Below are 20,259 nucleotides of genomic sequence, written 5' to 3' on the forward strand. Positions count from 1 at the left end.
TTGTAATCATAGCCCTTCACAATATCCGTTTCTTACATGCCCGAAAAAGACAAAAAAACACTAATCTGTGCAAATACATAATGCTGTACTAAATCTATAATAAGTCTTGTGCATATTTTCACATGAAATAACATTCATGTCTAGGCTAGAGATAAAGGATTTGCCTAGCAAATCTTCCTCTCCCTAGTGTATGTAACCAATCCACAACAGAATGAAGGAGATATTATGCGAACTCACACGAAAAAGCTGTTATCTATTCTACTAGTCCTCAGTCTTATGTTCACGCTTGCTGCCTGCGGCGGTAAAGATGCAGCACCCGCTGCAGATGCAAACGGAGTTCAAGTCTTTGAAGGAGTTGGGCAAGGTAAACATGGCGATATCAAAGTACAAGTTTCCTTATTAGATAACAAGATCACTGACATTAAAGTGACAGAGCATAAGGAAAATGAAGTACTTGCAGAACCTGTTTATACGCAGCTCAAGCAAGATGTCATGGCAACTAACAGCGCAAAAGTTGATGCCATTAGCGGATCTACAGTTACAAGCAAAGGATATCTCGAAGCCATTCAAGATGCAATTACGAAGTCTGGACTTACCCTTGTCGCTGGCGCTGCAGTCAGTGGAAGCAAAGACAAAGAAGAAGTCGAGCAAACCTATGATGTTGTCGTCATCGGTGCCGGGGGTGCTGGCTTTAGTGCGGCTATCGAAGCGAAGAGCGCTGGAGCTAATGTAGTTCTGCTCGAGAAAATGCCAGCTGTTGGCGGCAACACATTGATCTCCGGTGGTGAGATGAATGCGCCGGACAACTGGGTTGAACGTGCTCTTGGCATCACAGATGACACGGCTGACTTGTTCTATGATGATACGATGAAAGGCGGAGACAACCTCGGGGATCCAAAGATGGTTCGTATTCTTGCCGACAATGCTCTAGCATCTGCCGAATGGCTGCGCGATGATATCAAGGTAGAGTTCTTACCTGATCATCTGTTCCAATTTGGAGGCCATTCCAGAAAACGTGCGTTGATTCCTGTAGGTCATACAGGTGTTGAATTGATTACTAAGTTAAAAGCCAAAACAGACACTGATCAAATCACGATCAAAACGAATATGAAAGCCGAAACCTTGCTGAAGGACGAAAGCGGCAAAGTAACAGGTGTAACTGCGACTTCGGGTACTGGCGACAAGATCACATTCCATGCGAACAAAGGCGTCATCATCGCTACCGGTGGTTTTGGATCCAATGTAGAGATGCGTAAGAAGTATAACCCTACAATGGATGAAAAATATATGACTACCGATACACCAGGATCTACAGGTGACGGTATCGTTATGGCAGAAACGATTGGCGCCAAACTAACAAACATGGAGAGTATTCAAACGTATCCAATCTGTAATCCTGAGACAGGTGTTATTTCCCTGGTTGCAGATTCCCGCTTCGATGGTGCGATCCTGATTAACCAAGAAGGCAAGCGCTTCGTTGAGGAATTAGAACGTCGTGACGTTATTTCTAAAGCAATTCTTGCCCAAACGGGCGGATATACGTATCAATTATGGAATCAAGGCATTGAGGATATCGGTAAAACGATAGAAGTTCATCAAGACGAATACGATCAACTCGTTAAACAAGGCTTGCTCTTTAAAGCCGATACGATTGAAGAGGCAGCTGATTTCTTCAAAATTGACGTGAACACTTTGAAAGAAACGATTAATAAAGTAAATGATTATGCGAAAACAGGTAAAGACCTTGATTTCAAACATCGCGGTGGATTGAAATCTCTTGAAAAAGGCCCTTACTACATCGAAAAAGCTGTACCCTCCGTTCACCATACAATGGGCGGCTTGGTGATCGACGAGAAGACTCGCGTATTGAATGAAAAAGGCGAGGTCATCACTGGGCTGTTCGCTGCAGGTGAAGTAACAGGGGTCATTCATGGTGCAAACCGTCTTGGCGGTAATGCCATCGCTGATATCTTCACATTCGGCCGGATTGCAGGCAAACAAGTTGTAGCAGAGTAATCTTATTTTTTGTGTAACTGCTCTATTAATAAGTTAGCCTTAAAAACGTGCAAGATAACTTGTAGAGTGCCGGTTGACTGCTAACTTTCAAGCTGCCCTCTATGACATAGCAAACCGCCCTGTCAGCAACATTGCGAACAGGGCGGTTTATTTATGTATTCGTGTCATCGTCATGAAAAAATAAGCACTGTGACTAAAAGTGTGACCACGAAGATCTTCACGATTTTTTTTATAGCGGAGCCTAGGGGCTACGCTCGTCAATTGCTACAGTATGTTCTATTATTAACGAAATAAAGTAACTTTCCAAAAAACATATTCCTCAAATGATAATATCTTGACTTGCATTACAAGTAACAATTGGATAGTATTTAATAGGTAGCTTGCAATACAAGCTACCTATTTATTTACTCAGTACCTTGTTGAACAATATAGCTAGAGGCTACAATTGGAGGAATGCACATGTTCACTCAAATGGTTAGAGGGGTGCTTGAGGGATGTCTTCTTGCAATCATTGATGAAGAGGAAACATACGGATATGAAATTATGGAAAAGCTTGCTCTTAGTGGCTTCGTGTTCGCAAAGGAAGGGAGCATCTATCCCCTCTTACTTCGTCTGGAGAAAGAAAATATTGTAGCAAGTACACTACGTCCCTCTGCATCGGGGCCTAACCGCAAATACTATCGCCTAACCCTAAAAGGAGAACAGCAGCTTCAATTATTCCGTGGAAATTGGAACGAACTAAGTAATGCGGTAAACAGTATTATAAAAAAAGAGGATGGTGCTAAATGCTGAACGAAAAAAACAAATCCCTCTTAAACGAAATGAGATTCTACATTCAGAGCAACTCTGCCGTATCGGATACCAGCGCTAGTGAGATCCTCATGGAACTCGAAGATCATTTATTAACGGCTCAGCGGGAGGGGAAATCATTCGAACAAGTATTTGGCCAAGATCCCAAGTCCTTTTGTAATGAGATCATTCAGGAGCTTCCCAAATCATCGAAATGGGAACAAATAAAAACAATTGCACCTATGGTCCCTTTGCTTCTTATTTGGCGTTTTCTAAACGGTTTCAGCGGAGAACTAACGATTCCGCTATACGAGAATATCGTATATCTAGCACTCTCACTAGCCCTGTCCTATGTTTTATTTACCATTCTTCGTGTTGGCTCTTTCTCCTCAAAGCACAAATCCTTCTGGATGATTTACGGACTAGGAATGGTCATTATACTCGTATATGTTGGATTCTTTCTTGTGTCCGATCGTATTCTGCCTGCTAGACCACATCTCGTTCTTCATGATGGCGCTGCTTATATTACCGCTACGGTCAGCCTTGTTATCATTCTCTATTCGTTATTTGGTACATTTGTGAAAAAGAAACGTTGACCGACACAATAAAGCAAAGAGTGCTACTTCGCTAGTCAGAACGAGAACACACTCATCTGTTAATCATTAAGATCAATGAGAAAATTAATTAGAATTGTAGGTAACTATATGTTCCCAAGTATCTTTGAAACTATGTTATATCTATTACTAGGTTGTATTATTTATATGGTTGGCGTCTTAACTGGAAGATCGAGTAGTAAATTTGGTTATGCAAGTGAAATTACCGGAGCTATTTTAGCAATTGGATTTATCTTCTATCAACAGGGCTTTCCAGAAGGCTTCATTTATTTTGCGTTTGTTTCGGCTGGGTACTTATCGATGTCTCTTTTAATGACGGGTCAGGGGAAGTTTGGAGAGTTAAAGGAAGAAGTCATCCAACTAGAAGTCGAGGAAATAGGAATTATTCGAAATAATCAACGGATGCTTGGGGAATTGGGAATTTCAATCCTTGTATTTACTGGTGCCTCCTTATATTTGATATATGGACCCGAAAATAGCCCATTAAAATACTTTATTGTATACGGGCTGCTCATTGCTATTACCGAAATGACCAAACGTCTTGTGATCTATTTTACAACTAGCCTGTATTTTTCTAAACAACAAGGCAACTTATATATCATTTCCCGCTTGGACTCAAGAAAATTTTCAATCAAAGATATACAGGAGATAACTATCGAATCAACAGTAGACCTGTTAAAACTTCATCCATATCTTACCCTGTTCACATCAAATACCGACTTCACAACTAGCTTTAACAAAGTATTACGACTTCAATTACCAGGAGAAACAATATACCTGACAATTAAAGAAACAGAAAAGTGGAAAACTGAATTGGGAACGGGAACGAAATTTGAAAACACTATTGAAAATGAGCTTTACATTCTGCCATTTTATCATAAAAGGAATATCAAACGGCTTCTTGGCAAGTTCTATTTTGCTATAACAGTAAAGGGGGTATCCGCTTATACTGGAATGATATTGCTCCTATATTACTTTAGAACTCCTGCGTGGTTGATGGTTAGTATAGCGATTATTTATTGGTTATTTAATATATATATATCTGATCGTGTACTAAAGGTTGCCATGGATGCTAAACTTGCAACCGATCCTAAGGTGATATCAGTAGCTGAAAAGGTATTTGCTAAAGCTAATATTCCAAACGTGAAAGTTTATGAGACTGATTCCGCACAATACAATGGACTAGCAACAGGTATGAATATTGGACGGTCAATGGTAACTTTAACAACCGCTACATTAAAATTGCCCATAGATGCTATTGAAGGGATATTAGCCCACGAAGCCGTTCATGTAAAGAAGAGAGATATCCTGTTTGGGCAACTGTATAGAGTTCTATTAATGTTAATTGTGGTTGTTGCACTTTTATTTATCTTCAAACAAATTTCTGATGTTGAAGCTTTTGCTATTCCTTTATTTTTTTTAGTTTGGTTACTCATAATTCTATTTCCATTATTTCAATCATTTTGTTCTCAATTGATGGAAGTAAGGGCAGATCATTTAGGCGCTTCATTTCTTGATGGAGGAACGCTGCAAATGGCTAATAGCTTAGCGACTCTTGCTACATCCCAAGATGAAGCGATGAAGAAAACAGCAGAGTATAGTATGAAGAAAAATGAACTGAAAGAAATAAAGTCCTCTCTTGCAAGGTCACCTAGGTTCTTAAGGTTCTTGGGATTTCAAATGATGGATCACCCACCTATGTACTGGCGAGTATACACATTAAGAGTTTATGGTCATAAATGGGGAAAAGAAATTCGTAGACGTTGGTGGATGGACCGATTTAAGGAATCATTTACAAAGTGATCAATGTTCTACACAATGGACAATGCCTCGAATGACCCATATCGAAATTCAAGGCGGAGTTAACGAAATTCGCCATGCTAGACGTAAGCAACGAGGAAATCCTGAGTACCCATTCAATTTCATATGTATGCTCACCAAAGTATTCATGAAAAACAATATGACAAATAACCTTCCATTATCCTTTAATACGACAAGGAAATTTCTGGCTTCTTTATAAATTCTTTGACTGTCTCTTCGTCAAAAACCCCTTCAGGTATATATTTCATGACACTAATATTCGAATTATATTCAAGCACTGTAGGCCAATCCTTACATTCAAAACTTCGAATTATTAATCTATCCGTCATCACATGCATTGTTTTCACTCCAACCTTTATTGCACTATTCTACCTATTCTTCAAAAAATGAGAAATATAGTTTAACAGAGCCAAAATAAACAAGATCCACCTTGCATTACACTTGGAGGATCTTGTTTGTTATTTACTCAGTCTTGCTCTTAAAATCCCCGTCTCAATTCGTCTCTAACACGAGCGAACTTTAACTTTACATCATCAAGCCACTTGGGTGCATCTACGACCTCGGAGCCTTCCAACGACCATAACAATTTCGAGAACCTATATAACTTCATTAGCCTTTGAAAATACGAAAACTGGTTAATATCCTCATTGTTCAGCGGAAATACTGAACTGTAACCTTTAAGAAACGATTTCACTTGAGAGTGAACCAAATTCATATCATCTCCAAGAAAATCATCAAGTGCAGTTACAATGTCGAGAGCGTACCAACTATAAACAGCATCATCAAAATCAATAACACTGAACACACGATTATTCTCTTCATAAAATATGTTGTCCAGTTGAAAATCATAATGGATTATTCCATAATTGGTGTTTGAAATAGGGAATGATTGAAGCCGTTCAGTAAGTATATCAAGTTCCTCAATTGCTTCTTTTTCATCTGGGTAGGCTTGTAACATAACATCAATCTTCCATAGTATATCCTGCCAATTGAATCGCTTCGTACTAACAGGCTCGTACACCTTCGATAATTGATGCAAAGAAGCAAGTGACCGTCCCCAGTCCTCGCACTGCACCTCGGTTATGTTCTCATCCAATGTGTTGCCATGGGCTGAACTAAACACAACTGCAAAATATGTTCCTTCTGACTTCAGTACTGTTTCAATATACTTTCCGTTTACTGAAAGAATAGGAGAAACACAAGGGTAATCATTAGATTTCAAATATTCCATGAATTCAAGCTCTGCTGTAATTTGTTCGATAGAACTTTCTTGATCATAGCTGAACCGCAAAAAATATTTCTCCTGCTTATTCTCGAAAGCATATACGAAGTTGGAACTGGCACGCCAGAATGTTAATGTACCTTCGTCATGCTCCCAATTTTGAATAAGACTTTTTGCAACGGCATCTGAAGCTAAACCTCTAACCATGTTACTTAACTTCATCATTTCGATGTTTTCCTCCCGTTATTTATGAGAGGACTAAACTCCATTAAGAGGCAAGCCCTCTCATAAACATACAATTTTGATTATCCTTCCTTATCAAAACACGTCACCCCTTCCATCATTTTCGGTAAGAAATAACTTCCACCAATAGGTTATCATAAAATATAACCGCTGTATGGTAAAAAATTACTTTAAGTGATTTCTCCAGCGGTGCATCCATCCTGCATTAAATGTACTGACAAGCACTCCTGTCTTATTGATTTTATGTTATATGCTGACGCATCAACATGGGTTTGTTTTTTAATATGGCGGTTTGAGTTAGGCTTACGGATCGATGCTCCCCTGCCACATTTTCATATATAAATAAAAAAGAGTAGGGATTTCTCCCCACCCTTTGCTATATCTACCAATACACCTCAACTATTAGTCTTTCCTGACCAACACTGCCACCGACTCCACATGCACCGTATGCGGGAACATATCCACCGGAGTTACCTCCACTGTCTTGTACCCGCCATCTTCGAGCACCCGCAAGTCCCTTGCTAATGTCGATGGATTACACGACACATACACCACACGCTCCGGCTTCATAGCCAGAATCGTCTCTAACAACCGCGGATCGCAACCCTTACGCGGTGGATCGACCACGATAACATCCGCCGTAATCCCTTGCTCTTTCCAATTCGGAATGACATCTTCAGAGGCACCAACCTCGAACACTACATTCTTCATCTCATTCAACTTCGCATTCGCCCGGGCATCCTCAATAGCTTCCGGTACAATTTCGACACCGTATACCTTAGCCGCATGCTGCGCCAGGAAGAGGGAGATCGTACCGATCCCGCAATAGGCATCAATAACCGTTTCATTGCCAGTCAGTCCGGCATATTCAACGGTTTTACCGTACAACACCTCAGTCTGTGCCGGGTTCACTTGATAGAACGAACGCGCTGAGATAGCGAACTGTACATCGCCGATGTAGTCATAGATGACATCTCTGCCCCACAGGACGCGGGTTTCGCCACCGAAGATGACATTCGTGCGCTGAGTGTTGACGTTCTGGCAGATGCTGACTACATCCCGCAGCTGTTCGCGGATGCTGCCGAGCCAGGCGTCCAGGTGTGGGATGTCGCGGCCGTTGGTTACGAGGACGACCATCATTTCACCTGTGCGGAAAGCTTTCTTCACGACGACATGGCGCAGCAGGCCACGACCGGTTTCTTCACTATAAGCAGAGATGCCAAGTTCTCTGCCGATGTCTTTCACCTTGCGCACAACGTCATCATTATCTTCGTGCTGGATCAAGCAGGTTTCCATATCGATGATGCGGTGACTTCCCCGTGCGTAAAACCCGCCTACAAGGCCACCTTCGGTTACACCAATTGGTACCTGAGCCTTGTTGCGGTAACGCCAAGGCTCGTCCATGCCGAGTGTAGGGCGGACAAGAATGCCATCTGTCTGAGCTACTCCAGCGCCATCAGTCGTACCATCCACGATGCCACCATCGTTAGCACAATCTATCTGACTCTCAACAGCTTCATTCTCTTTGCTCTTTCCGCTGTTCCCGCCACCAGCCACCCGAAGCTTCCCAATCCGCTCCAGGTTGTCCACCACCAGCTGCCGTTTCCACGCCAGCTGAGCAGTGTAGTCCATATGCTGCAGCTGGCAGCCGCCGCATTGGTCATAGATCTCGCAAGGCGCCGCGATGCGGGCGCTGCTCGCTTCTACTATATTAAGCAGCTTGGCGTAGCCATACTGCTTTTTGGTCTTGAGCACCTTTGCCCGGACTTTCTCTCCGGGAAGGGCTCCCTGCACAAAAAGGGTAAAGCCTTCTACGCGGCCTACCCCTTCACCTTCATGGGTCATGCCGATAATATCGAGCATAACCTCATCATTTTTATTCACAGGCAGTCCGGCGACAGGCGCCTTGCCGGCTGGGCGGCTGGTGCTGCGTCCACTGCGGTGTTTACTCATTATTTATTGTTCACTTCTTTCATTATCATCGCTGTATAATCCCACTCTTACTTTCAAACAACCCTAATTATTCTGAGCAAAAATCCGCAGATGCTGCGGCAAAATCCGAAAACGACCCGGCAGCTCTCCGCCAAGTTCTCCATCCAAGTTCAATTGGACATGCCCTGGAGAGATTACATCCATTGCATCCGTACGGAAATACACAACCTTTTTATCCTGCAAATGCTCGCCACGAAGGGCCAATCTAACCAAACGGACAAACTCTGCCAGGTTGCATTTTTTAACCGCAATAACATCTAACAGACCGTCATCGATTCGAGCGCCGGGAGCAAGCTTTTCAAAGCCACCGACAGAATTCGTATTTGCAATCAGGAACAGCATGAACTCATCATGAATAACCTCCTGCCCATTGGCACGAATGATTAGTTCCTGAGGAGATAGGCTGACCATTTTTTCAATACCTTTTAAATAGTACGCAAGCTGCCCTATCATGGTCTTCAGCTTACTTGGAACTTCATAGGTCAGTTCGGTTAGACTGCCACCGCCTGCTATATTAATGAAATAACGATCATTGGCTTTACCGATATCAATCGGACGCGACTCTTGACGAAGGATCAAATCAACGGAATCTTCCCAATTCTTCGGGATCCCCATCGCACGTGCAAAATCATTGGTAGTCCCAAGTGGCAATACGCCAAGCGGGGGGAGATTAGGTTTCTCCGCCATACCATTGATAACCTCATTTAAAGTGCCATCCCCACCGGCTGCTATGATTAGATCATAACCGCGCTCTACTGCATCCGCAGCAGCTAACATAGCATCGCCTTCTCCGGTCGTTGCATGGCAGGAGGCTTCAATACCACCCGTATCCAGCCGGTCCAAAATGTCGGCGAGCCGCTTCTTCATTTCTTCCCGTCCAGAAGTGGGATTATAAATCAATCTCGCAGTTTTCATTACCGGAACGCCACCTGTTTTTTATAATAGAATAACCTAATTGATTATACCTAATTCGGACCACTACAATCAATGTCAGAGGACATTTATCGTAAATATTCCATTATACAACAATTCACGACACCTTATTAGGCAAAAATAACTATATATATGTCTATGCAGCAAATCCCGTATTATCCACGGAAATGGGCACTATTTTTCATGATTAAGTGGGCTAAAAAGGAAGCTTTTTAACTCTTTTTTCGAATCTGTTCGAGGAGTGTCTCTACCTGTCTCTCAATCCAATGCGGAAGTAGCGGGTGCGGCAAAAGCGTCTGGCCAGAATACTTATAGGCTAACCCTTTAAGTCTGTTCGGAACCACATGTTTAGTGAAATAACCTTCACTCAAAAAAAGCGGCGCCACCAATACCTCGTGACCCTGCTCCTGCCAATACTCCACTTTGCTTCTTACACTGTCCGGATTCAGCAGACCATAATCGGCCCCCGCTACACCACTCACCTCACGTACACGTCCTGCCAGTGAAGAGATGCCCTGCTGCCAACGCTGGCGGAAGCCCTCATAGATGCTGCCATGACCCACTAGCAGAATTGTCTCACGTTCCGGTTCCGTAGACAGCTTACGGAGCTTGTCCCAGATCATCACAGCGATGTCCGGGTCATCGTCGACAGGATAACCATAGTGAACCTTAGCCTTCACGTGGAACGGCTCTAAATCGGTCTCACGTTCAGGTGCAGGTTTAGCCCCTAGTGCATATTCTATTTCATCGACATGTGTGCTTCCCGAGGAAACGAACAATGGGATCACAATTATATCTGTGACCCCTGCATGTTCCAGTTCATTTATTCCATCTTGAATCAGACGGCCCTCTACCAGCTCTAAAAAAGAGACCACCACTGGCATCTCTTCATCTAGCGATAATTCGCTTACGGCCTCTTCCACAATCGACACCCAAACCTCGTCGCGGGAGCCGTGACTGATAATAAGTACGCCCGGTACCATAAATTAGCGTCCCAAACGTTCCAGCGTTAATTTATAACCATCATTTCCGTAGTTCAGGCAACGTTTTACACGAGAAATAGTAGCTGTACTTGCTCCTGTCTCTGCTTCGATCTGATTGTAGGTCGAGCCTTTGCCGAGCATACGTGCTACTTCCAGTCGTTGCGACAGCGATTGAATCTCGTTCACGGTGCACAAATCATCAAAGAAAACATAACATTCTTCCATATTCTTTAATGTTAAAATGGCTTCAAATAATTGGTCTATACTTTTATCATTTAACTTCTTAAGTTGCATCAATTTTTCATCCCCTAAAAGTTCTATCAGCATTAGTTTCTCTGATTAAGCTCCGTACAAAACTAGCTCCGGAAACATCAACCTAATGTCACTATCCTGCCTTTACTATATTGCACTGGAGCGCATTTTTCAAGCATTAACGATTTCACGCTGTAAAGAACGAAAATGATGGACAAACGTCCACCCCACGCGCACACCATTTATGTACCCCAATACAAGTATTTTTCTCTACATAAGAATTATCGCCTACACTATAGTACTACAAAAGCGCCGAAAATCAAGCTCGTACACGGTTTCTTCACTACTTTAACCTGTTTATAGGCATACGCCCTTTTCCGCTCCTATCCCTATTACCCGGGCATTCGTCTATACCGTATGTTCGCCCATGACATACAGTATAGCAGACCACTAACAAAGGAATGTGATATTATGCCTGATCATTACTATAATCATTCCCGCCGGAATCAGCGTTCACTGAGCGATTCGTATAATGCCTCTGCCTATCCTGGCCTCAGCTCATATGCGCCCTCAGCTCTCCCAGGTGAGACCGGAATCCTTCCTGCTTTAGGAGCAGAAGCTGCCACCGAAACTGCGCTAGCGCTCCCTGCAGCTGAAGCTGCAACAAAGGCAAGCGGCGGGCTTGCCGGACTGCTCAGCGGCTTAGGCGGCGGTGGCGGAATTGGTGGGAATATGGAGCAAATCAAAGGCATCATCGATCGTATGGGCGGCATTGACGGGATCGTAAACTCTATGGGTAAAGTACAAAAGGTGATGTCCGGCTTCCAGCAGATGGCTCCAATGGTTAAGCTGTTCATGGGTAGCTTCGGTAAAAACAAAGGCGCAGCAGGCGCACTAGCCGCCGAAGAGGATGCTGCCCTGTACAGTCCTAATCGCCGCAAAAAAAAGCGTTCCACCTCACCCCGTCGCAAATCTACTACAACTACTCGCCGGCGCTCTACTTCTTCCACCGGAAAACGTCGCCGCAAATAGCGGTGACGTTTTCTAGCTATGTATCAGAAAAACAGCAATTCTCGCGGGAAAGAGATTTGCTGTTGGCGCTTCTGCTCTATTTTCACTTAAACCAGCCACTCCGTCGGAACCATCGGAACATCCCAAAACCAACCACCAGCATAAACAGCAGCACACCAAAATAACCATACTTCCACTCTAGTTCAGGCATCTTCACAAAGTTCATCCCGTAGATCCCGGCGATAAGCGTCAGCGGCATGAATACGGTGGTGATTACCGTTAGTGTTTTCATAATCGAATTCATCCGGTTGGAATTGAGTGAAATGTAGCTGTCACGCAAATCCGCTGTCATTTCCCGATCAGCCTCAATCATATCGGAGAGTTTTAGCAGATGGTCATAAATGTCGCCAAAATAAATCCGTTCCTCGCCATTGCTCTGGACATGCTGTGAATTCACGATCCGGTACATCAAGTCGCGCATCGGCACAATCGTCCGCCGCATTTTGAGGAGTCTTCCGCGCACGCCAAACACCTGGCTCATCAATTCCTCCACCGACTCACTGCTGCCGCTGCTTTCCAGATCCGCAAGCTCGTCCTCTAAACTGTAGAGACATGGAAAATATTTATCCACCAGCTTGTCCATCACCGTATACGCAGCTGCCATCGGCCCACCCGACCAGCCTTTTCGACTATGTATTTCGCTTTTCACTTGTTCCCACGCTTCATTCATCTCTGCTTTTTCCTGATGGTGATAGGAGACAAGAAAGTTCGCGCTTAAAAATAGGTCAACCTCCTCAGCATCCAACGTCCTCTCATTCAGCGCATGCAGCACAAAAAACTGCACATTCTCGTAATGATCCAGCTTCGGCCGCTGCAATACATGCATACAGTCCTCTATCGCCAAGGGGTGAAAATGAAAATATTGATCCAGCAAAAGCGTTTCTTCTGGCGTAGGCGTAGCAAAATCTGCCCATATCCAAGCATAATCCTCCAGCCGGATATTTTGCAGAGGGATCTCTGTCAGCACCTCACCTTTATGTGTGACAACAAGTGTACGTATCATAAATGTTCCTCCGCTTCATCTTCTTCCACGCCTCTATTGTACAGCAAGAAGACAAGTCTTCCAAAAAGCAAAAAACATAGCCAGCAGCACCGCTCAAGCTAGACTAAGAAACATTTGGTGCTTCGTCGTTCGTTAATGCTCGATTCATTTGTGCTTGGTTGGATTCGGAGATATGGATAGACGGTCAACCTCCGGCACATTTGGTTGCGCTGGGAGCAAGCCTTCCTTATTCTCTGCTGTCGGTATCAGGTATATGAGTGAGACAAATTCATAGCTGTGAATTACTATCGCTATTTTTACTAATTAGTTGGTGAAAAGGGCTAATTAGGAATGGTAAACAATCCTTCGATCGTAAGCAAAACTGACCTTGATTTCGCAAAAGTTTGAGTTCATCGCCTCGCGTTCATTTACCGTAAGTAACATATGTTTTACTTTGGGCTGGTAGTGATTTGTGGGATTGGGATGCAATCCTTGCATCGTACATGTAAAGTTCCGGGCAGGATACTGTGAATATAGCGATGCTCATGGACGGCAGAAAAGCAGGGAGAAAGAGAATAGGGTTGGGTTGGGTTGGGTTGGGTTGGGTTGGGTTGGGTTGGGTTGGGTTGGGTTGGGTTGGGTTGGGTTGGGTTGGGTTGGGTTGGGTTGGGTTGGGTTAGTTTGTACTAGGTTACTTTGCGATGGACTGGATTAAGGTGCGCTGGGTTTCCTTGAAATGTGTTACGTGGGACTATGCTGAGTTAACTTTGGCTAGGTTACTTTGTACAGGGCTGGACTTCGGTGCGCTGGATTCTGCTGAAATGAGGTAAGTTGGGCTGCGTTTAGTTAGTTGGATCTAGGTTACTTTACGATGGACTGGATTAAGGTGCGCTGGGTTCCCCTGAAATGTGTTACGTGGGACTATACTGAGTTAACTTTGGCTAGGTTACTTTGTGCAGGGCTGGACTTCGGTGCGCTGGATTCTGCTGAAATGAGGTAAGTTGGACTGGGCTGAGTTAGCTTGTGCAAGGTTACGTTACGATGGGCTGGATTAAGGTGCGTTGGGTTCCCTTGAAATGTGTTACGTGGGACTATACTGAGTTAACTTTGGCTAGGTTACTTTATGCAGGGCTGGACTTCGGTGCGCTGGATTCTGCTGAAATGAGGTAAGTTGGACTGGGCTGAGTTAGCTTGTGCAAGGTTACGTTACGATGGGCTGGATTAAGGTGCGTTGGGTTCCCTTGAAATGTGTTTAGTTAGGCTGGTCCACCTTCATACAAGTCAGGTGCCGTCATTCTAAGGCATTTATGCCTTTCTTTCTGCTTCTTCGACGAAGTGTCTCCAATTCTAGGGCAGTTATGCTCTTCTTTTTGTCACCACCCTCGAATTTCGTAAATTCAGCGGGATTTATACCGTACATTCCCCCTCCATCGCCAAACTCCATCATTTCTACGGGATTTATACCGTACATTCCCCCTCCGACGCCAAACTCCGTCATTTCTACGGGATTTATACCGTACATTCCCCGTCCGACGCCAAACTCCATCATTTCTGCGGGATTTATACCGTACATTCCCCCTCCAACGCCAAACTCCGTCATTTCTACGGGATTTATACCGTACATTCCCCCTCCAACGCCAAACTCCGTCATTTCTGCGGGATTTATACCGTACATTCCCCCTCCATCGCCAAACTCCATCATTTCTGCGGGATTTATACCGTACATTCCCCCTCTATCGCCAAACTCCGCCATTTCTACGGGATTTATACCGTACATTCCCCCTCCAACGCCAAACTTCGTCACTTCTACGGGATTTATACCGTACATTCCCCCTCCAACGCCAAACTCCGCCATTTCTACGGGATTTATACCGTACATTCTTCACTCATCCTCATGTCCAAACAACAAAAAAAGATGTCCGCAGCCCAATGGCTAACTGACATCTTTATTAAAGGGTGTTTAAAAAATGATTTTGAAAATCAGACCTGCTAATACCGCACTGATTGGAATCGTGATGAACCAAGTGACCACAATACGTCCGGCTACTCCCCATTTCACTGCAGAGAAACGTTTGGCAGAGCCAACCCCGAGGATCGCTGATGTGATCGCATGCGTTGAGCTTACTGGCAAATGCAGCAGCGTTGCTGAGAAAATAACAGATGCCGCGGAAATATCAGCCGCGAAACCGTTAATAGGTTCGATTTTGAAAATCTTCGTACCCATAGTCTTAATAATCTTCCAACCACCGATGGAGGTACCGAGCGCCATAGCCGTAGCTGCAGCTATCTTAACCCACAAAGGGATAACATCCATAGTTTCTTGACGTCCTGAGGTAACGAGTGCAAAAGTAATGATCCCCATCGCTTTTTGCGCATCATTTGTACCATGTGTGAACGACTGTAACGCTGCCGTAAGGACCTGCATAGAGCGGAAACCCTTGTTGACCGTATGTGGACTACGCTTAGCAAAGATCCATTTCAGGATGGTCATTATAATATAACCGATAACAAACGCAATGATTGGGGAGAAAATCAGTCCTTCGACAATTTCCACAAACCCGCCCCAATTGATGTGTGCTGAGCCTGCTCCCACGTATACTGCACCCGCTAAAGCGCCGATCAGTGCATGAGACGATGAGGATGGAATCCCGAGCCACCAAGTAATCAAATTCCAAATAATCGAAGCAATCAGCGTGGCGATTATGATATCCAACCCATTTTCAAGCAAGGTCGGGTCGGTGATACTTCCGCCGATTTTTTTGGCCACACCTGTAAACATCAAGGCCCCAACAAAGTTCATCAGTGCTGCCATAATAATTGCTGTTCGCGGTTTTAAGGCACGTGTTGAGACAGAGGTAGCAATTGCGTTGGCCGTATCATGGAATCCATTGATAAAGTCAAACGCAAGCGCGAGAAATATAACAATTCCAAGAATCCATATAGATGTTTCCATATTCTAGTACCCCTTATGAGTTGCGCATGATGATCGATTCCAACATGTTGGCTACATCTTCACATTTGTCTGTAGTGGTCTCGAGCCGCTCATACAGTTCCTTGCGTTTAATCAGCTCAATCGGGTCTTTTACAGTTTCGAACAGGACCTTAGTACAAATACGCAGCACTTCGTCCCCTTGATTCTCAAGGTCATTCAGACGGATTGTATATTCACGGATCGCCAACAATTTCTTCTGGGAGAGCAAATGAACTGCTTTTTGGATTTCATAAGCACACTGACGAAGGATTTCGGCGAATTGTACAATGTATTCATCCGGGTCAAGAAGGTTGTACATATAGAAACGTGAGGCGGATGCCTCCAGACCATCGATGACATCATCCATGCTTGTGATCAAGTCCATAATGTCGTCACGTTCAAGCGGCGTAATAAACGTCTTGTTCAATTCTTTGATAACGGTGTGAGTGTAAGTATCACATTGGGATTCGTACTTTTTCATCTCTGCAGCGAAATTATCAACATTATTCCGGAGATCAGTGATATTCTGAGCAAAATAATCTGCAGCTTGGACAATAGTATCGGCCATATTTTCCAGCGTCTCAAAGAATATGTCCTTTTTTCTCAACTTCATTGTTTTAAACCCCTTTACATAAAATTACCGTGAATACAGAGCCATTCATATGTAAAAAGCATGAAAATGAATGACAACCCTTGTTATCTTATCATATCCGTACAAGGTATAGAAGCTATAGAAATGAACTTTTTTACACTCTATTAACACATACCCATTATTCCGAACACAAATCTGTATAACACTGGATATTCCGACTTTCTTATGTTGTACCATCCGCCCCGCCATATACCACATGACTGCTAAATGAAGGCGCATTAGGGACCACCAAAATATGGGTAATTCCTGGATACATCAGCTCTTCTTTTCCATCCCTCACAAAGCGGATCACATCCCCTGGTTCACGCGACCATCTGCCTTGGGTGACCTGTCCCCGCTGAAAAAGCAACGCTTCCCCGCCAAGCTCAACATCAATCTGAAGTCTTCCGACATCATCAAGCACTTTATGATCCGCTCCTATAACCATAACATTGGCCGCTTCCACCGGATTATCGTTATTTAGATCCAAATGAGGTTTGTCATTCACATAACGCTGATAGGTCTGACGTTTAGGATCATATTTATAGTCAACTTTATAACTTTTGAGCAGATAGTTTATGCTAAATTCAGCGGCTTTCTCTCCGTCCGCCGGTATGTAATCTGGATTATTAAAAAGATACCCGGGCACCTTCACACTTTGCGCAAACCCAAGCTTCTCGGCACCTTCCCGCAGTTTGGCTGCGTTGCTGTACAGGTTATGTGGTGCTTTTCGCGCTTTATCCCGCCAAAAATAAGCTCCGGCACGGCCGATCTCGTCCATATCTTCTTTTTTCTCTTTTTGCAAAATGGCATAAGCCGCCGGACTTCCTCCGGCATGCACCGTCACACCACCGTAGCTCTCGCCAATATCCAGCAGATAGGGGCGGATGCTGCGAATCGGTCCGATTTTCACCACACCTGTATGGCTCTGAAAAATACCAATCAAACGCGTAATGCCACCTTCGGCAAGAATCTCATACAAAATATCTGCTTCACTAACCCCCGATTGCGGCCGGGCGGCAGGAGCATTATTTATCATTACGGCCAAGGGACGTGGAAGACTGTCTTCAGAAACTGGAAGACCTGTTAATCCGGATACGAGCTCAGCAGCGGGATCAATAGTAGGTGAGGGTTGAATCGTTTCGATAGGCGTGGGCTCTGCGGTAGGCTGCTGTGTCGGGGTGATCTCATTATTTGCACTCTGTGTTCCGCAAGCGGAGAGCAATAGGGTGGTCAATACAATGGCAGATAACAGACGGGAAGAAGAGCAATTTACTTTCATAAGCTTGTAGTTCCTCCTAAACGTTTTATGAAACTCACTGATTCCTTCCATTTAATCACAGTCAGTCCCATTTGTCTTGATTACCTACTCCCTTTTTCATAGCAAGCATAAGGAAATTTTATAGCATGGAATAGATAAATTCTTATATTAAAAAAAGGGTACAGCCATTGCGGCTGCACCCTGCGGGTCTCTTATTCATTCAGTTAGTCTAGCTTCCAGCAATTCAGACTTAATGTCCCATACTGATAAGCCTGAAAAATACGCTCTGCCTTCCTGCTGCCATCCGCTGTTCCCATCGCGTAAAAGAGAGGTGCAAAATGCTCTCTTCCATAAGAAGGAACCGCATCGCGTACATTTGGAGCTTTTTTCTCATACGCAAAAAGTGAAGGCAAATCCCAGGCTTCTAGTCCCTTGGCAATCCAGGCATCGAATTCAAGTGCCCAATCCTCAGGCTGCTCACTTTCACTTAGCATCCGCAAATTGTGAACAAGTCCACCGCTTCCAATCAGCAGTATGCCTTCGTCACGAAGCGGCGCTAACATCCGCCCGATATTGTATTGCTCCTTGGGAGAGCGCAGGGAATCGACGGATAAAGCAACTACCGGAATGTCGGCGTTCGGGAACATTTTTTTCAGTATCACCCAGACTCCATGATCGAGTCCTCGCCCCAGAACGGGCTGATGTGAAAGATTGTTATCCTTGAAGAGCTCAGAAATCCGTCTTGTTAGGGCCGGATCGCCCGGGGCCGGATAGGTCAGCGTGTAAACTTCTTCAGGGAATCCGTAGAAGTCATGCTGTGTCTCGTGCAGTTCATCAACGGTAAGTAGCTGTTCAGGGCTATCCCAGTGCGCTGAGAAAACTACTATACCGCGTGGCGCTTCAAGTTCTTGACCAAGCCGCTCCAGAAAACGGGTATACTCGTTATCCTCCAGTGCGAGGAGCGGAGAACCGTGCGCAATAAAAAATGACGGTAATTTCATAGGATGCCAACCTCCATAACCCAGTATATGGTGTGCATCTTTATTTTACCGCTTATTGCAAGTTAATGCGAATAAAAACCTTCTCCTAAATCATCCAATTCTGCCACTCTGTCTGCAGATGCTCTTGTTCATTCATCCATTCTATAGTCCGCTTAAGCAGCTGCTGCTGTGCCGGTCCAGAAGAAAAGGTGTGATCCCCTTGAAAAATGATCTCTTTATCGCAACGTCCTTCGGGACGTGTCCAGAACAGTTTCTGGTAAAGAAAAGCGTAATCCACCGGAATGACATCATCAGAGGTGCCATGGATAACGAGTACATCGCCGCTAAATTTGCTCGCTTCTTGAAAGGGCTGAAATGCCGCCAAAGAATTAAAATATACCGGCGTAAACGAGTAGCCCACATAATCGGCTGATCCATTCTTCACAGCGCGATCATACGCCTCCCGCCCTACAATTTTCACAATATCATTGAAAGGATAACCCACAGAGGCCCATAACACGAGATTCTTCACGCGGCGATCGCGAATACTTGTCAGCAGCGCCACCGCGCCACCGAGGCTATGGCCAATCAGCGTCACCCGCTGTGGGTCCACATCAGCAGAGCTAATTCCGTAATCCAGCACTGCTCTAGTCTGAGCGATCATCGATTCCATGTCTTCACCGCCATAATTCCCGCTGCTCTCGCCGCAGCCCGCATAATCAAAACGAATAACCATATATCCCTCTTGTGCCAGCTCACGAGCCGCCTTCACAAAAATCCGGTCTACACCAATCCGATTCCCCACAAATCCGTGGCAGATCACGGCTAATGGCAGTCTATCCTTGCAACGCGAAGAGGTTCCCTTCTCTTTGTTCGGGTAATGTATGCTCGCCGTCAATTCTTCTCCGTTATGCCGGATTACAATATTCCGTTCCATTGCCGCATCCTCCTATAATTATATTTATAATTTAATTTATTTTAATTTATTAGAATTCCGATTAACTTAGTATGAATTATAATCTAATTATAAAGATTTCGTTCATATTGTCAACAGCAAGGGACAATTCTTAATAATCTGCCGGGAGTATTGGGCATTAGAGTCTGCACGACAAACAGGGTGTCCTGTAAGTCATGAGGATGCTCTGGTACACCCACGTCGAGTGGATTGGAACCTACCTCTTAAACCTATAAACGCCAACCTTTGTTGGATTAGTTAATAATCGCGATTCAGTAGCTCCTTCGGACTCAGTGGCTCCATCGAACTCAGTAGCTTCATCGGACTCAGCAGCTCCTTCGGACTAAATAGCTTCATTGGACTCAGCAGCTCCTTCGGACTAAATAGCTTCATTGGACTCAGCGGCTCCTTCGGACTCGACGGCTCCTTCGGCTCAGCAGCTCCAGCGGACTCAGTAGCTCCAGCGGACTCAGAAGACCCTATTCGCAGATTTAGCACACTTTTTGAATTCTATCGGACCCCATAGTCGCTATCACCCTGTAA

The 20,259-nt window shown here is 44.5% G+C and carries 18 protein-coding genes and 1 pseudogene; 5 read left to right on the plus strand and 14 right to left on the minus strand.

The features are described from left to right. Positions 1 to 225 precede the first annotated feature (225 nt). The 4 genes from MHH49_RS06415 to MHH49_RS06430 all read left to right on the plus strand — a co-directional run bounded on the left by MHH49_RS06415 (position 226) and on the right by MHH49_RS06430 (position 5,222). A complete protein-coding gene (locus tag MHH49_RS06415) occupies positions 226 to 2,016 on the plus strand; it encodes a flavocytochrome c (protein WP_341138038.1) in 1,791 nt (596 codons plus the stop codon). A gap of 459 nt (positions 2,017 to 2,475) precedes the next feature. Further along, positions 2,476 to 2,808 (plus strand): helix-turn-helix transcriptional regulator, encoded by a 333-nt coding sequence (locus MHH49_RS06420; RefSeq protein ID WP_081388308.1) that lies wholly within the window; start codon positions 2,476 to 2,478, stop codon positions 2,806 to 2,808. Further along, positions 2,802 to 3,401, plus strand: coding sequence for a DUF1129 family protein (locus tag MHH49_RS06425; protein WP_341138039.1), 600 nt, complete (start codon positions 2,802 to 2,804; stop codon positions 3,399 to 3,401). Before MHH49_RS06420 ends, MHH49_RS06425 begins: the two co-directional genes overlap by 7 nt. A 165-nt stretch (positions 3,402 to 3,566) precedes the next feature. Further along, positions 3,567 to 5,222 (plus strand): M56 family metallopeptidase, encoded by a 1,656-nt coding sequence (locus MHH49_RS06430; RefSeq protein ID WP_341138040.1) that lies wholly within the window; start codon positions 3,567 to 3,569, stop codon positions 5,220 to 5,222. A gap of 106 nt (positions 5,223 to 5,328) precedes the next feature. Here MHH49_RS06430 and MHH49_RS06435 read toward each other — a convergent pair. From MHH49_RS06435 to MHH49_RS06460, 6 genes and pseudogenes are all read right to left on the minus strand, one after another. Continuing rightward, positions 5,329 to 5,578 (minus strand): annotated as a pseudogene (locus MHH49_RS06435) (GNAT family N-acetyltransferase); the annotation flags it as partial. A gap of 140 nt (positions 5,579 to 5,718) precedes the next feature. Next, entirely contained in the window at positions 5,719 to 6,687 is a 969-nt protein-coding gene (locus MHH49_RS06440; RefSeq protein WP_076207560.1) for a phosphotransferase enzyme family protein, read from the minus strand. 420 nt (positions 6,688 to 7,107) lie between these two features. Beyond that, the gene (gene rlmD, locus MHH49_RS06445) at positions 7,108 to 8,658 is read right to left on the minus strand and encodes a 23S rRNA (uracil(1939)-C(5))-methyltransferase RlmD (RefSeq protein ID WP_341138041.1); all 1,551 of its coding nucleotides are present in this window, start codon (positions 8,656 to 8,658) and stop codon (positions 7,108 to 7,110) included. 63 nt (positions 8,659 to 8,721) lie between these two features. Next, positions 8,722 to 9,612 (minus strand): diacylglycerol kinase, encoded by an 891-nt coding sequence (locus tag MHH49_RS06450; protein ID WP_036680719.1) that lies wholly within the window; start codon positions 9,610 to 9,612, stop codon positions 8,722 to 8,724. A 230-nt stretch (positions 9,613 to 9,842) separates the two neighbouring features. After that, positions 9,843 to 10,613, minus strand: coding sequence for a sirohydrochlorin chelatase (locus MHH49_RS06455; RefSeq protein WP_339824010.1), 771 nt, complete (start codon positions 10,611 to 10,613; stop codon positions 9,843 to 9,845). Positions 10,614 to 10,616: 3 nt separating this feature from the next. Next, complete coding sequence (locus MHH49_RS06460; RefSeq protein ID WP_019913624.1) at positions 10,617 to 10,907, minus strand: YerC/YecD family TrpR-related protein; 291 nt, start codon at positions 10,905 to 10,907, stop codon at positions 10,617 to 10,619. A 429-nt stretch (positions 10,908 to 11,336) separates the two neighbouring features. Here MHH49_RS06460 and MHH49_RS06465 point away from each other — a divergent pair, with 429 nt between their 5' ends. Then, positions 11,337 to 11,897: a hypothetical protein gene (locus tag MHH49_RS06465; RefSeq protein WP_038568686.1), complete on the plus strand. Its 561-nt coding sequence runs from the start codon at positions 11,337 to 11,339 to the stop codon at positions 11,895 to 11,897. Positions 11,898 to 11,979: 82 nt separating this feature from the next. On the opposite strand, the gene corA is transcribed toward MHH49_RS06465, so the two are convergent. From corA to MHH49_RS06505, 8 genes are all read right to left on the minus strand, one after another. Next, a complete protein-coding gene (gene corA, locus MHH49_RS06470; protein ID WP_076136897.1) occupies positions 11,980 to 12,939 on the minus strand; it encodes a magnesium/cobalt transporter CorA in 960 nt (319 codons plus the stop codon). A gap of 1,270 nt (positions 12,940 to 14,209) precedes the next feature. Then, positions 14,210 to 14,797, minus strand: coding sequence for a hypothetical protein (locus MHH49_RS06475; protein ID WP_341138042.1), 588 nt, complete (start codon positions 14,795 to 14,797; stop codon positions 14,210 to 14,212). Positions 14,798 to 14,878: 81 nt separating this feature from the next. Then, a complete protein-coding gene (locus tag MHH49_RS06480) occupies positions 14,879 to 15,871 on the minus strand; it encodes an inorganic phosphate transporter (RefSeq protein ID WP_036686873.1) in 993 nt (330 codons plus the stop codon). 13 nt (positions 15,872 to 15,884) lie between these two features. Next, positions 15,885 to 16,502 (minus strand): DUF47 domain-containing protein, encoded by a 618-nt coding sequence (locus tag MHH49_RS06485; protein ID WP_036686871.1) that lies wholly within the window; start codon positions 16,500 to 16,502, stop codon positions 15,885 to 15,887. 202 nt (positions 16,503 to 16,704) lie between these two features. After that, positions 16,705 to 17,802, minus strand: coding sequence for a DUF3048 domain-containing protein (locus tag MHH49_RS06490; protein ID WP_036686869.1), 1,098 nt, complete (start codon positions 17,800 to 17,802; stop codon positions 16,705 to 16,707). Between the two features lie 203 nt (positions 17,803 to 18,005). Continuing rightward, entirely contained in the window at positions 18,006 to 18,782 is a 777-nt protein-coding gene (locus MHH49_RS06495; RefSeq protein ID WP_076148059.1) for a DODA-type extradiol aromatic ring-opening family dioxygenase, read from the minus strand. Positions 18,783 to 18,867: 85 nt separating this feature from the next. After that, on the minus strand, positions 18,868 to 19,698 hold the full coding sequence (locus MHH49_RS06500) for an alpha/beta hydrolase family protein (protein WP_036686864.1): 831 nt from the start codon (positions 19,696 to 19,698) through the stop codon (positions 18,868 to 18,870). A gap of 276 nt (positions 19,699 to 19,974) precedes the next feature. Continuing rightward, on the minus strand, positions 19,975 to 20,109 hold the full coding sequence (locus tag MHH49_RS06505) for a hypothetical protein (protein ID WP_341138043.1): 135 nt from the start codon (positions 20,107 to 20,109) through the stop codon (positions 19,975 to 19,977). Between the last annotated feature and the right edge of the window lie 150 nt (positions 20,110 to 20,259).

It is taken from the genome of Paenibacillus sp. FSL F4-0122 (assembly GCF_038002845.1).
GTDB lineage: Bacteria > Bacillota > Bacilli > Paenibacillales > Paenibacillaceae > Paenibacillus_AQ > Paenibacillus_AQ odorifer.

Coding starts and splice junctions, on each gene's coding strand:
- rlmD (WP_341138041.1), bottom strand. CDS start 8,658: ATGAGTAAACACCGCAGTGGACGCAGCACCAGCCGCCCAGCCGGCAAG.
- MHH49_RS06415 (WP_341138038.1), top strand. CDS start 226: ATGCGAACTCACACGAAAAAGCTGTTATCTATTCTACTAGTCCTCAGT.
- MHH49_RS06495 (WP_076148059.1), bottom strand. CDS start 18,782: ATGAAATTACCGTCATTTTTTATTGCGCACGGTTCTCCGCTCCTCGCA.
- MHH49_RS06505 (WP_341138043.1), bottom strand. CDS start 20,109: ATGAAGCTATTTAGTCCGAAGGAGCTGCTGAGTCCAATGAAGCTATTT.
- MHH49_RS06430 (WP_341138040.1), top strand. CDS start 3,567: ATGGTTGGCGTCTTAACTGGAAGATCGAGTAGTAAATTTGGTTATGCA.
- MHH49_RS06420 (WP_081388308.1), top strand. CDS start 2,476: ATGTTCACTCAAATGGTTAGAGGGGTGCTTGAGGGATGTCTTCTTGCA.
- corA (WP_076136897.1), bottom strand. CDS start 12,939: ATGATACGTACACTTGTTGTCACACATAAAGGTGAGGTGCTGACAGAG.
- MHH49_RS06490 (WP_036686869.1), bottom strand. CDS start 17,802: ATGAAAGTAAATTGCTCTTCTTCCCGTCTGTTATCTGCCATTGTATTG.
- MHH49_RS06480 (WP_036686873.1), bottom strand. CDS start 15,871: ATGGAAACATCTATATGGATTCTTGGAATTGTTATATTTCTCGCGCTT.
- MHH49_RS06485 (WP_036686871.1), bottom strand. CDS start 16,502: ATGAAGTTGAGAAAAAAGGACATATTCTTTGAGACGCTGGAAAATATG.
- MHH49_RS06455 (WP_339824010.1), bottom strand. CDS start 10,613: ATGGTACCGGGCGTACTTATTATCAGTCACGGCTCCCGCGACGAGGTT.
- MHH49_RS06425 (WP_341138039.1), top strand. CDS start 2,802: ATGCTGAACGAAAAAAACAAATCCCTCTTAAACGAAATGAGATTCTAC.
- MHH49_RS06465 (WP_038568686.1), top strand. CDS start 11,337: ATGCCTGATCATTACTATAATCATTCCCGCCGGAATCAGCGTTCACTG.
- MHH49_RS06500 (WP_036686864.1), bottom strand. CDS start 19,698: ATGGAACGGAATATTGTAATCCGGCATAACGGAGAAGAATTGACGGCG.
- MHH49_RS06440 (WP_076207560.1), bottom strand. CDS start 6,687: ATGATGAAGTTAAGTAACATGGTTAGAGGTTTAGCTTCAGATGCCGTT.
- MHH49_RS06450 (WP_036680719.1), bottom strand. CDS start 9,612: ATGAAAACTGCGAGATTGATTTATAATCCCACTTCTGGACGGGAAGAA.
- MHH49_RS06460 (WP_019913624.1), bottom strand. CDS start 10,907: ATGCAACTTAAGAAGTTAAATGATAAAAGTATAGACCAATTATTTGAA.
- MHH49_RS06475 (WP_341138042.1), bottom strand. CDS start 14,797: ATGTACGGTATAAATCCCGTAGAAATGGCGGAGTTTGGCGTTGGAGGG.